The sequence below is a fragment of the Nostoc sp. C110 genome, from assembly GCF_043099725.1.
Classification (GTDB): Bacteria; Cyanobacteriota; Cyanobacteriia; order Cyanobacteriales; family Nostocaceae; genus Nostoc; species Nostoc muscorum_A.
The window spans coordinates 5,588,812-5,601,914 of sequence record NZ_CP171148.1 but is presented as its reverse complement, the minus strand read 5'-3'; the positions used below and the strand labels follow the sequence as shown (position 1 = coordinate 5,601,914).

General features: G+C 40.3%; 9 protein-coding genes. 1 reads left to right on the top strand and 8 read right to left on the bottom strand.

Going from position 1 to position 13,103, the window contains the following annotated elements; genetic code table 11:
• Positions 1–314: 314 nt before the first annotated feature.
• The 7 genes from ACFFRD_RS28995 to ACFFRD_RS28965 all read right to left on the bottom strand — a co-directional run bounded on the left by ACFFRD_RS28995 (position 315) and on the right by ACFFRD_RS28965 (position 8,683).
• The gene (locus ACFFRD_RS28995) at positions 315–707 is read right to left on the bottom strand and encodes a hypothetical protein (RefSeq protein WP_012409014.1); all 393 of its coding nucleotides are present in this window, start codon (positions 705–707) and stop codon (positions 315–317) included.
• Positions 708–893: 186 nt separating this feature from the next.
• Positions 894–2,603 carry an aconitase/3-isopropylmalate dehydratase large subunit family protein gene (locus tag ACFFRD_RS28990; RefSeq protein WP_392479117.1) on the bottom strand — a complete coding sequence of 570 codons (1,710 nt, stop codon included), beginning with the start codon at positions 2,601–2,603 and terminating at the stop codon, positions 894–896.
• The gene (locus ACFFRD_RS28985; RefSeq protein WP_392479116.1) at positions 2,587–3,678 is read right to left on the bottom strand and encodes an isocitrate/isopropylmalate dehydrogenase family protein; all 1,092 of its coding nucleotides are present in this window, start codon (positions 3,676–3,678) and stop codon (positions 2,587–2,589) included. The genes ACFFRD_RS28990 and ACFFRD_RS28985 overlap by 17 nt, the downstream gene beginning before the upstream one ends.
• A 221-nt stretch (positions 3,679–3,899) precedes the next feature.
• Positions 3,900–6,038 (bottom strand): patatin-like phospholipase family protein, encoded by a 2,139-nt coding sequence (locus ACFFRD_RS28980; protein WP_392479115.1) that lies wholly within the window; start codon positions 6,036–6,038, stop codon positions 3,900–3,902.
• A 61-nt stretch (positions 6,039–6,099) separates the two neighbouring features.
• Positions 6,100–6,282: a hypothetical protein gene (locus ACFFRD_RS28975; protein WP_218651479.1), complete on the bottom strand. Its 183-nt coding sequence runs from the start codon at positions 6,280–6,282 to the stop codon at positions 6,100–6,102.
• Between the two features lie 115 nt (positions 6,283–6,397).
• The gene (locus ACFFRD_RS28970; protein ID WP_392479113.1) at positions 6,398–6,790 is read right to left on the bottom strand and encodes a hypothetical protein; all 393 of its coding nucleotides are present in this window, start codon (positions 6,788–6,790) and stop codon (positions 6,398–6,400) included.
• A gap of 984 nt (positions 6,791–7,774) precedes the next feature.
• Positions 7,775–8,683, bottom strand: coding sequence for a cation diffusion facilitator family transporter (locus tag ACFFRD_RS28965; protein WP_392479110.1), 909 nt, complete (start codon positions 8,681–8,683; stop codon positions 7,775–7,777).
• Between the two features lie 484 nt (positions 8,684–9,167).
• Between ACFFRD_RS28965 and ACFFRD_RS28960 the strand changes: the two genes are divergently transcribed.
• Complete coding sequence (locus ACFFRD_RS28960) at positions 9,168–11,510, top strand: glycoside hydrolase family 31 protein (protein WP_392479109.1); 2,343 nt, start codon at positions 9,168–9,170, stop codon at positions 11,508–11,510.
• A 124-nt stretch (positions 11,511–11,634) separates the two neighbouring features.
• On the opposite strand, the gene ACFFRD_RS28955 is transcribed toward ACFFRD_RS28960, so the two are convergent.
• Complete coding sequence (locus tag ACFFRD_RS28955) at positions 11,635–13,038, bottom strand: GumC family protein (RefSeq protein ID WP_392479107.1); 1,404 nt, start codon at positions 13,036–13,038, stop codon at positions 11,635–11,637.
• Positions 13,039–13,103 lie beyond the last annotated feature (65 nt).

Sequence of the window (13,103 nt, the reverse complement as noted above, 5' to 3'; positions counted from 1 at the left end):
AGGCTTTACAGTTATTTCTTTCACAGATATTTAGAGCGATTTTTGGGCTTCTGTTAGGTAACAGATTTATTGCATAAATATCTCAAAAAATAGGCCTTTGAGGGTTTAATCGGTGAGATTGGACTCAGAGGCCATTTTCTTTGCTCACAGAAATTTGGTGCGATCGGTTAACTGATACTGTTTTGAAAATAGAATCCGAATGATATCTTAAAGCAAAATCCAGTCAGCTTTTAATAACACCAAATCCCTAATCTAAAATCCCAAATAGGATTTGTGCCATTTGATTTTAAATGTCACCAAATCTAACCGTGAAATTATTCCTCGACAATTTCAATTGTTTTTGGAGCCTGAACATCTTCCACCTCAGTAACAGTTTCTGGGCTAAGGTGATTTTTCAGTTTGAGTTTTAGCTCCTCTGAAATGGGTAAATCTTTAATTTCTTTCAGGAGATATCTTACAGATTCGGTTTTACTCCGTTCTGTATAGACAGCCTTGAGAACAGCTTCAATTCCATATCCCGCGACAGTATCACCTAGAACCGTAATTAGACCAAGTAAACCTATACCTCCAACGATGCCAAATGGGCCTCCTACTGCTGTGAGGGCAGCAACAATAGCAGCATTACTACCTGCTGATGTAACTGTTAAAATCACGAGAATTATCCCAGGAAGACCCAGACCAGCAAGTTTTTTAGCGATTTCGTCCATTTTAATTACCTAAAATCCTTTTTTTGTTGGTTAAGACATTACTAAGGGTAAGAGGATAGAGTCTTTGTAAATCAAGAAACTTCTCTTAAAACCTAGACTAAGCTAAATAAGAGTAATTCACGTTCAGATTGGGTTAATATTCTTTGAGTTTTATCTCTAATTCAACCTCATCTGATAGCTCAGTCTTTAATCAAAGCGATCGCTAATTTTTCCATTTACAGCAGAGATAGCTACTGTTCTTGGTGAGGCTAGATAATTTTTGCCCGTTGGATCTCCACTGCGTCCTTTAAAATTGCGATTGGTTGCATAAATACCTGTTTCTTCTTTCGCCAAAACCCCAAATCCAGAATTGATACAAGCCCCACAACCTGTCTTAAGAATTTGTGCCCCCGCTTGTTCAAAAATGTCGAGATAGCCCAATTCTTGAGCTTGTTCTCTAATTTCAATGGTTGCAGGTACAATAAACAAGTTTACACCGTCTGCCAGTTGGCGACCATTTAAAACTTCGGCTGCCTGAGCTAAGTCATAGAGTTTTCCTCCAGTACAAGAGCCAATAAAGGCTTTGGTAATCGGAATGTTTTCTAACTGACTAATGGCAACTACTTGATCTGGTTTTGGGGGACGTGCAACTTGTGGTTCTAAACTGCTGAGGTCAAATTGATAAACCCTTTCGTACTCAGCATCAGCATCGCCGATAATCTCTTGAAATTCTTCTGAAACTCGGTTTTTTAGATACTCACGGGTTACTTCATCAGGAACAATCAACCCACAGATTGCACCACACTCCACGGCCATATTGGCTAAAGTTAACCGTTCATCAAAAGGCAGTTGTGCGAGGATTGACCCTCTAAACTCCATTACTTTACTGGTAGCGCCAGCACAGCCGATTTGTCCCAGAATAAACAGGATAATATCTTTGGCACTAATTTTAGGAGGTAAGGTTCCAGACAACTCAAATACCAGGGTTGGAGGAACACGAATCCACATATCTCCTGTGGCATAGATATTAGCCATATCTGTCGTTCCCACCCCTGTGGAAAAGGCTCCCAATGCCCCGTATGTGCAGGTATGGGAATCTGTACCGGCAATTATCATCCCTGGTCGGACAAACCCTTTTTCTGGGAGTAAAACGTGACAGATGCCTGCTGCTTCACCTGGGGAAACCACATCAAATAAGTGGCATTCTTGGAATTTAGCAAATTCAATCATCTGTTCGTACATCAGATATGCTTTGTCATCAGCACGGATGTCGTTGATTTGGATGAAGTGATCTGCTACTAAGACCACCTTTTGGGAGTCCCATAACTTTGCTCCTTCTCCATACTGTTTATAGAATGTTTTAGCTACAGGCCCGGCTACAGCATCATGGGATAATGCTAAATCGACCTGAGCAAAAACCACTTCTCCAGGCTGGACGTAGGAATTTCTAGAGGCTTTGGCCAAAAGTTTTTCTACTAAAGTCATGGGTCGGGTCGAGGTGAGACTGCGAGGAATGGTAATCTGACCCTGACGACGCAGCTGATTAAAAGACATTAACCCACCTGCTGCTGCGATCGCATCAACGACAGGATTCTCCTGTTTCTCCCCTAAAATTTCTAGAGAAAGTCCAATATTAATGCTATTACGATAAAAAATTTCGGCGAACGATTGCGCCCGAATCTTTGTAATTCCAGCAGCTTGGAGGGCGATGGGAGCAATTTCTCGACTGGAACCACAGCCGAAATTTTCTCCTGCTTCAATCACATCATATTTTAGCAGTTCACCTGCTCCAATCACATGTTCTAAAGCATAATGTTTTAAGCTATCTAGATCATCATTTGTAGCTCGATTAGCAGGAATAATATCATCAGTATTGATATCATCTCCAAGGTATAAAACTTTATTTTCGTGACTCATGAAGCACTCCTAATTGAGAATGTTGCACAACTGAAAGTTCTTCAAGTAAAAGGTCAACTAAGGTTGCAGTGTTAACTAAAATTTCTTCTCCTTGGGTAAACAAATCAGCTGTCCGGTATCCCTTAGCTAAAATTCGGTCTTGCGCTGTAATAATCTGTTGAGCAGCCTGCACTTCTCCCCATTGCTGAAGCATTAAAACACACGCGCCCAAGGTTCCGAGAGGATTAGCAATTCCTAAGCCTGCAATATCTGGAGCCGTACCGTGAATGGCCTCGTACAAACCAAATCCATTAGCGTTAAGACTTGCCGATCCTAATAAGCCAATTGAGCCAACTAATGCACCGCCAATATCGCTGAGAATATCTCCAAACAAATTACCAGCCAAAATGACATCAAAGCGTTGGGGATTTAAAACCATTTGCATAGCTAAGTTATCTACCAGCATTGGCTCAACAACAACGTCGGGAAATTGTCTAGCTTCTTCTTGAACTAGACGAATCCAAGGCAAATGAGGTAAAGCGTTTTCTTTGTGAGCTACGGTCAGTAATCCTCGGCGAGATTGCGCTTTTTCTAATGCTTTGTGAGCAATTCGACGAATCTCTTCATCGTAATAGCGCATTGTATGGTACCCATAATTTCCTTGTTCATCGCAAGAGCGTCCAGATGGGCCAAAATAGATTCCACTGACTAGTTCTCGAACGATGAGAATATCAAGTCCTTGAATTTTTTCTGGTCGAAGACTAGATTTATGCACAAGACTGTTAACGCTGAGAATTGGACGAAGATTGCAAAAGAAGTCGAAGTGCTTTCGGAGTTCCAGCAATCCGCCTTGACTAACTGCACCAAATACAATCCCATCGGCTCCATCGCACAGTTCGGCGGTGGCTTGAGGGAAGTAACTACCCAGTTGTTCAAAGGCAGTTGCGCCGAGCCAACCATAGTCTACCTGTAAGCTAAATCCTTGAATTTTAGCAACGTGTTGCAGAATTTTTAAGGAAGCTTCCACTACTTCTGGCCCAATCCCTTCTCCAGGAATAGCAACAATTCGATAAGATGCTTTACTTAAAGACTCCATTTGGCCACAACTCCAATACCTCGTTGTTTTACATACTTACTCAGAAAGCCTCAAAGGTTGTTTTAAAAGTGTTTATCTGTGATTCTAGACACTTATTTATCCCCTCTCTTCCCCTAAAAAGGCAGGAGACTGGAGTCAAAGTTTCCCAATTTATCGAGGGATTTAGAGGGAACTAAAACTTTTGATATCGCCAAGGCAACTTTTAAAACATCCTCTCAGATTTAGCTTGTTAAAATACTACACAACTCATCGATTTGTTGACTTTTTTCTTGAATCAGTATGCTACCTAAAGTTTGTAACTGCCGGACATTTTCTAGTTTGGCATTATCTATTGCTTCAAGTTCGCTTTTTAAGAATGTTTGGAATCGATAATAAGAAGCTTTACTCCCTTTATTAGTAGCCTCAAATAACCGTTCTAATTCTCCAGCTACTACTTCGCTTCCACCGTCCAGTACAATATTTAACAGTGGTTTTGCCCATTGTAATAGTCCCCATTGTTTCACTTCATCATAAGCGTAGACACTGGTCAAGGAACCAGTACCCAAGGATACTAATAAGATATCCTCTATATTCAGGGCTTGTTTTGTTTCTTGTCTACTGATTTGTGCTTCTAAAATAGCCAAATTAGCTGGATTATTAGCAACTACTCCACCATCGACTAAAGTGTAAAAGCCGTTGGTATTATGGGAGCTAGAAACGCGATAGGGAGCAAAATAAGTTGGAGTTGCACTAGTTGCTAATGCCGCATCTGTGAGGGTAAAACCTGCACATAACTTACGAAACTTTTTCGATTCTGTCTGTTGTTTTTCCAGTTTGTTAGTAAAGAATATTGGAATTCGCTGCTCGATATCGTAGCTAGTTACAAAAACTTCTTTGAGATTATTTTCTAGAGGACTATCACCAAAATATTGCCTAATAATTTCTTCTCTTCCTTCGGAAGAATATTTTGGTTGAACGAATATATCCTCTATTTGACCGAGTACTTTTTCCCAGAATGGCTCGTAAAATATCTCAGCCCCATACTCAATATATATTTGCAAGAGATCCTCAGCACTATATTGGGCGGTGGGAGAGGTATCAGTGGCCTCTAAATCTAATCGGGGTTTAGTTAATCCGAGTGCCAGAATTCCTCCGCTAGAAGTGCCAGAAATTAAATCGAACAAACTAAAAATCGGCTTTTGTGTCCGCTTTTCAATTTCTGCCAGGATCATGGTGGGGATAATGCCCCGAATACCGCCTCCGTCAATAGCAAGGATTTTATATTTGGAATTGGCTTTAGTATTCATAGCTTTTGGCGATCGCTCCTGAGTTAATGTTTGTGGTTGTTCCTGTTGTTGGATATTGACTGCAACTGTTTGGGCTGTTTCTGATTTCTGTCCCTTTGGCTGGTTAGTTTGAATATTTGCAGATTTTTCGGTCTGTCTTTTTGTCCCTTTTTTTCCCTTTGTTGTTTTCTCTGTGGGGATGTCAGTTTCTACAACCGGAGGAACCTCAACGGATAGTTGCCGCAAATCATCTTCAGCGATCGCAGTTACTTCAGTGGGGATAACTTCTGCAATCAACTGGCTTTCCTCATCCACCACCACAGTTTCCTCTGGTTGTTCCCCATCAGGACTACTTGCTATCTGTTCTTGTGTCTCACTCTCGCTGGATGATTGTGTAATTCCAAAGGGAAGTTGTGCAACATCCCAACTGGGATTGCCACGCAATTTTCCATCATGGCCATTTCCAGTTTGGTCTTTTACACTGGTCCCTTGCCCTTCGTTTAATGCCCAATAAGCGATTAATCCCTGTTCATTGCCAACTAAAGGCTGATAGCGATGCCTCTGGATTTCCACTGGGGGACAAGGGTAATTCCAGACGCTAATGTTAGCTAATTGACCGGTGAAATATATGTTGTTGTGTAAAGTCGCGCCCAGAGTCACAGAACTCGTTGCTTTGTTTAAAGAGTCACCTGTGAAGTAGCCAAAGTACTCATTTTCGTCAAGGTATATACTTACTTGACCCTTATTAAAAACAATAGCAAAAAAGTGCCATTGTCCGACAGTTAATTCTCCATTACCAAAGGGTTTGATAAATTTTTCAACATTCTCGTCAATGTATACATCTAGGTTCCCTGATTCACTGATGCCAAACTCAAAATTATCACTATATCGATCTGAAGAACGAGCGAAAAAAACGTTGCGCGTTCCATAAGTGGTGGCTTTATCTGTTAGTTTATGAGGATTCACCCATCCTGAAATCGTAAAGGCTGAACTTCCTTGAGCAAAAACACCAGCAAAATCGTTTTTGCCAAAATCTATGTAATCATCTTGACCATCAAATGTTAGTACTGATTGGCTATATATCTGGTTTGTCACAAGATTTTAATCTCCACAAAAAAATAAATTTGTAATTTTGCTTTCATACTTTACGGTAAAACTAGTCAGGAATAGTATTGGCATTACCCAGTAATATATCAATCCGTTTAATGATTGCTTTAAACTCACCTGCATTAAAGCGCTGGCTAAGTTGCGATCGCTGAATTTTGCCAATTGCAGTTTTAGGAATAATTTCTTTATCTAGTGGAATCAAATAATCGGGATTTACTCTCAGATTGTTCACAATTCGAGTGCGAATTCCTTTTATATCTTTATTAAAGTCCCCTTTGAGAAAAATAGTATTATTTTACTGTACATTGGTCAAGATTTAGGTTGACCAATGTACAGTTTTATAAAAACTATTTCTCGATGATTTCAATTTTTTTTAGATATCGAACCTCTTTAGTATCAGTAATCATTGCTACGCTAAGTTGATTTTTCAGTTTGAGTTTTAGCTCCTCTGTAATCGGTAAACCTTGAATTTCTTTGAGGAGAAATATCACAGATTCGGTTTTGCTACGTTCTGTATAGATGCCTTTAAGAATGGCTTCAATTCCATATCCCGTTACAGTATCTCCGACCAAAGTTACTAGACCTAGCAGGGCTATACCTCCGACGATGCCAAACGGCCCTCCCAAGGCTGTCAGAATAGCTGCAACAGCAGCAGAACTCCCCCCTGTTGTTACCGTTAGAATCACGAGTATTACACCAGGAAGACCCAGACCAGCAAGTTTTTTAACTATGTCATCCATTATAATAATTACCTAAAATCCTTACACTTGGATGCTGATGAAAACACTACTTAAGTATCTAATTCAGAAAAATATTTTCATGAGAATAATATATTCTTTTTTAAATGAACTATGTGTTTAAATAATAGCTCGTAAAATATCTCATTCCTATACTAAAGATATTTTTGAGGAGATTTTCAACACTATAATTTGGCGCTCGGAAATGTATGAGATTTATTTAAGGTTAATAAAATTCTATTAGTCTGATTGTTAAGAACACCTCCGGTTTAAATATTAGCAATTAAATCTAACAAAGTAAAAATTATTTTTAGTATTCGCTTTTCTATTTATGCTGGTATAATTTTCCTGATACCGTCCTTCATTAATAACAAGCATTTTATATTTTTTATTAGTGTGAAATCCATAGTTTTTTGAGATGGATTAGGGATTGCTTATGAGATAATATTTACGTTTATTCCTACTATTTAATATCGGAAAAAACTTTCATTATGATAGATTTCTACAATAAATTTATTAAGTTAGATTATTTTTCAATTTAATAACTGCATTTCAAAGAACAGGCTGAACTTCAGCCTACAAATCATCTCAGCTTTATCTACAAAATGCAATAGCAGTTAAGACAGTTAAGGAGATAGTTAAGCGGATGGTTAAGATAGCTAACCAGACAATTAAGACAGTTAAGACAGTTAAGCGGACAGTTAAGACAGTTAAGACAGTTAAGGAAATAGTTAAAATTTTTAAAATTGCTAATTACACAGAAGTTACTAACTGTAACTTCTGTGTAATTAGGTAAAGAATTATGCAGATTTCCAGAGGTACTGGCTTTTTTTCGTCCCTAGGGGCTACCGCCTCATACATACACTTATTCAAAAAATGCTGCTGATGTTGGATCGTTGAATGGGGCAGAGGTGGCTGTTTTGTGTTTAGAAGTTGCTTCACCTATTATTTGACCTCTTGAACAGTACTTGCAAGTGATTCTTGTCATTAGTTACTAGTCCGCTCCAATTCCTGATCGTCCCAGGATACAGGGTCTTCTAATGGTTCGAGATGAGTTGTGATGCTGCTTTTTGGCAATGCTTGAATGATGCTCAACTCAATTGCTTCGCATAAATCATGTCCTTGCTGCACTGTCCATACTCCAGGTACTAAAACATGAAAGGAAATAAACCGACGTGTTCCAGCAATCCGAGAACGCATTGCATGGAACTGGATACCTTGGCGTTCATATTTACTGAGAATAACCCGGATTGTCTCTATTTCTTCAATAGGCAAGGCAGTATCCAGTAATCCAGAAAAGCTTTCTCGTAGCAAACGAAATCCTGTCCAGACAATATTGACTGCTACCAACAAAGCGATGATTGGGTCAAGTACTAGCCAACCTGTTACCTGAACTAAAAAGATTCCCACTATCACACCACCCGAAGTCCAGACATCAGTAAATAGGTGGTGAGCATCAGCTCGCAGTGTAATCGAACGCAAACGTCGTCCCGCTTTTAGCAAGACAAAAGCAACTCCTCCATTGACTGCTGTTGCCAACATCGATAGAGCCAAACCCAATCCCACTTGAGCGATCGCTTCTGGATGCAGTAATCTTCCCCAAGCTTCAACTCCAATACTGATAGCTGCAACTATAATCAATGCACCTTCTGCTCCACTGGAAAAATATTCCGCTTTAGAATGCCCAAAGGTGTGTTCTGCATCGGCTGGTTTGGCAGCATAAGTTACTGCCCACAGTGCTATCAATGCTGCCGCCAGATTCACACACGATTCAATTGCATCCGAAAGCAACCCTATCGATCCGGTTAGCAGATAAGCCCCAAACTTCAAAGCAATAGTAACAACTGCTGCCCCAATTGATAGGAAAGCGTAGGAGCGTACTGTTCGACCACTCATCAAATTTACTCAACTGTAATTTTTAGCCAACAGTAACAAATTTAGCTCATAGCTTCATCCACCTTGAGATTTTGATCAGAATTTCGTATTCACATAGAAACGGGTAATCGTGGGGCATAGAAAGCGATCGCTCTTGAAGGAATGGCACGCTTGTTAATCGCAAAGCCCTGATATAACTTGCTTTTTGAGTGTGGGGAGTGTGGGGAGTGTGGGGAGTGTGGGGGGTAAGACTTCTTCCCCGTCCTCCCACACCTCCCACACCCTACCCTGACGAGGTTTCAGCTTTTCTTAGTGCCATTCGCTCTTGAAGGGATAATATCTGCGATCGCAGATATTACTACTTTTGGCTCCAAAGCGCGGCTTTGATTGCCTAGGACAGTGATAAATAAAGTTCAATATACGCTATGCCTAAAGATACACGCTTTTGAGTAGTAGTTTATGTGAATCTCAATTGGGTAAAATAGTTATCTTGAAATCAGAAATTATGCCACAATACTTTGGACAACTGCACACAACTGAAGCGCCTTGGTCAACCCTGGGAGCAGTACAAGCAATACAACAGAATGAGCGCCATATCCTATTGCTGTGCGGCGACCCCTGTCTAATAGTTAGTGTGCTAGCACCAAACTTAATTCGGGTAAGGATGGCCCCAAGTGGTAAATTTCTCTCTAGGCGATCGTGGGCAGTGACACTTGCGGATGAAGAATGGCCTACTGTGCCGTTTGAAGTGCGGGAAAAAGCAGAGACTATAGAAATTGAAACTGAGCAATTGTGTATTGTCGTGTCCCGCGATCCGTGTCGTATCCAGTGCTTTGACTCAGCAGGACAGCCTTTTGCACAAGATACAGACTTAGGGATGGGGTGGCGGACAGGGGAAGTTGCTGGGTGGAAACGGATTGAATCTGACGAACATTTCTATGGTTTTGGTGAACCGACTGGTTTACTAGATCAGCGTTCAAAAGTCAAAACCAACTGGGCATCAGATGCGATCGATTACGGCATCATGACAGACAGTATGTATCAGGCAATTCCTTTTTTCATCGCCTTGCGTCCTGGATTGGGATACGGACTTTTTTTTAATACTACTTATTGGAGCCGATTTGATCTGGGCGCACAGCAGCCTGGAGTCTGGCAGATGGAAACTCAAGGGAGTGAACTAGATTACTACATTATTTATGGGCCTGAACCTGCGAAAATTATCCAGACTTATACGCAGTTAACTGGACGGATGCCTTTGCCACCTCGATGGTCATTAGGTTATCACCAATGTCGCTGGAGTTATGAGTCACAAGATATAGTAGGCAAACTAGCTGATGAATTTCGTCAGCGTCGCATTCCCTGTGATGTTATTCATTTAGATATTGACTATATGAATAGCTATAGGGTTTTTACCTGGAGTCCCAAGCGATTTGCTGACCCTCAAAAATTAATCCAAAATCTCAAACAAGATGGATTTAAAGTAGTGACGATTGTTGATCCGGGAGTCAAATACGAGCCAGAAGCAGATTACAAAGTTTTTGATGAGGGATTAAAGAATAACTATTTCATCCGAAAAACTAATGGTCAATTGTTCCACGGCTATGTTTGGCCAGACAAGGCTGTCTTTCCTGATTACCTACGTCCTGAAGTTAGAGATTGGTGGGGAAATTGGCAAAAAAGTTTGACTGATATTGGTGTTGCCGGCATCTGGAACGACATGAATGAACCCGCACTGGATGACCGTCCATTCGGCGACCCTGGTAACAAAATTTCCTTTCCCCTTGATGCACCGCAGGGGCCAATTGAGGAAATAACCACCCACAAGGAAGTTCACAATCTTTATGGGCTAATGATGGCACAGGCATCTTATCAAGGAGCTAAAATATCTCGTCCGACTGAACGCTCTTTTATATTGACACGCTCTGGGTATGCTGGCATTCAACGCTGGTCAGCTATCTGGACAGGAGACAATCAATCTCTGTGGGAACACTTGGAAATGTCCATACCCATGCTTTGTAACCTGGGTCTATCGGGCATTCCCTTTGTTGGTAGTGATATTGGGGGGTTTGCGGGGAATGCTACGGCTGAACTATATGCGCGTTGGATGCAGCTAGGAATGCTTTACCCCTTGATGCGTGGGCATTCAGCATTAACTACTGCACAGCATGAGCCTTGGGTATTTGGCGATCGCATCGAAAAAATTTGCCGCGAGTATATTGAACTCCGTTATCAACTACTACCTTATATTTACAGTCTTTTTTGGTTAGCTGCAACTACTGGCGCACCAATTCTTCGCCCACTTCTGTATGATTTCCCCAATGACCCAAAAACCTTTTCTCTTGCCGATCAAGTAATGCTTGGCCCCTCGTTACTAGCAGCACCTATTTACCGTCCAGGCGTTGAACATCGTGCTGTGTACTTGCCTGAAGGTTGTTGGTACGATTGGTGGAGTGGAGAGGAATTTACAGGGCCAACTCACATTCTTGCTTATGCACCACTGGAGAAAATGCCGTTATATGTTCGTGCTGGCTCGATTATTGCGATCGCACCAGTAATGCAATATGTAGATGAACATCCCATAAACCAAATGAGACTGCGGATTTGGAAGGGCGTTGGTGAGTTTACCCTTTATGAAGATGATGGTCATACTTTTGAGTACAAAACAGGAGCCTTTTGCACCACAACTTACCATGTTTATTCCGAGCAGCAAACAACCATTGTTGAGATTGCAGCCAGAGAAGGTGAGTTCTCACCCATAACACGTGAAACCATTGTGGAACTAGTCGGCGTTGGTGAACAGAGTTTTGTCGATAATGGTACTGCACATCGGTTGGAATTTTCTACTTAGGCAGATCCATAAAATTGATTCGGAAGTTTGCATTTAGAATTCAGTAATATTCGTGAAATGGTATTACTCAAAGAAAGAATAATCCCTAATGAAGTCAAGTCGCTTCGCTCCAATTAAAAAAAGGTCAATCCCAACAACTTTTGGTCTCATCAACAGTCTTAATTGATTTATCTGTTGCTTCCAAAATAAAGATAGCCACTAAAGTAGCCAGGATAGCCAATAAAGAAGCACTCACAAGCATAAAAGGAGAAGAAATAGGCTCTTGAGGAACTTGAGCTTCGGATAGGATAATTGCATTACCTAAGTTTTGATTTTCCGCTAAACGGCTTTCTTCTAGCTTTTGTTGCAAAAGTAAATAAGTAGATTGTGCAACTTGTGCTTTACGTTCTAACTGGCGTTGTTGTTGTTCTAATCTCGGAAGATAACTCAAACGTTGTTTGTGGCTAGCTTGTAAGTTAGATAAAGCAGCAGCTTGGCTTTCTAAACCTAGATGGGTTGACTCTAATTCTATAAGCTTCGCTGAGAGTTGCTGTTGTAGCTCTCCTAATTCATAGTTTTGATTTAGTTGTAGTTTATTCGTTCCTGTAACTTTTTTTATACGTTGTTGCAGTAGCTCATTTAAAGACTTTAATTTGTCTTCTAAATCTATAATTTGCGGATGGGTGTCTTTTACAACAGTTCGCCTGAGCGTAAGTTGCGACTCTAATTGTTGGATTTCTTTGAGAATATTTTGTACACCTGAAATTTGGCTAAGGGAAGTCTTAATCATTGCCTGCCGAGAGTTCATACCCAATTGTTCACGGATTTCTTTAGATTGTGCATCGATATCAGCAATTCTTGATTGAGCTTCACTAAATTTCTTTTGTAAATCTGCAATATTTTCTACTGCCTTACTTGCTTCCTCTGGCAGGGAAACACTTTTATAGTTTTCTTTAAAATTTGCGATATCGGCTTCTGCTTTTAGAACAGTTAATTCTGCATTCGGCATCTGTTTTTCTAAAAATTTGCGAGCAGCCGTAGTTTGATTCCTCTGAGCGGATACATTATATTCTAAATAAGCATCCATCAATTTATTAACAACTTCTGTTGCAATTTCCGGGTTGTTATCTTGATAAGAGACTAATAAAATATCAGTTCCGTCAATATTATTCACAGTCAATTTTTTAAGAAAAACCTGGAGCTTTATAAGCTCCCCTTTGTCGTCCTTCAACTTGAGTTTGTTTATAGCTTTTTGCACTATAGGTATAGAGCGTATAACTTCTGCCTCTGTATTTAAAGGATTGGTTTGATCCTGAAATACTGATTCTAGCTTGTTTATTTCTGTTCCTACTCCCGTTAGGGAAGAAGTTATATTTGTTTTGTGGAACAGCAGCTTTCCCTCTGCCATATAATTAGGTTGTCTTAATAACAAAGGTAGCAATGAAATTAGCAAAGCTGGGAAAAATATTACTATAAAAGACAACCATCGGCGCTTCAAAATTTGCAAATAGGTATTAAACGTAATAATGCTTTCTGTTCGAGATTCCATAAATTTAAATTGAATTTTTGATGATTGATGTAATTAAGCTTGAATGACTCAATATTGCTAACAAG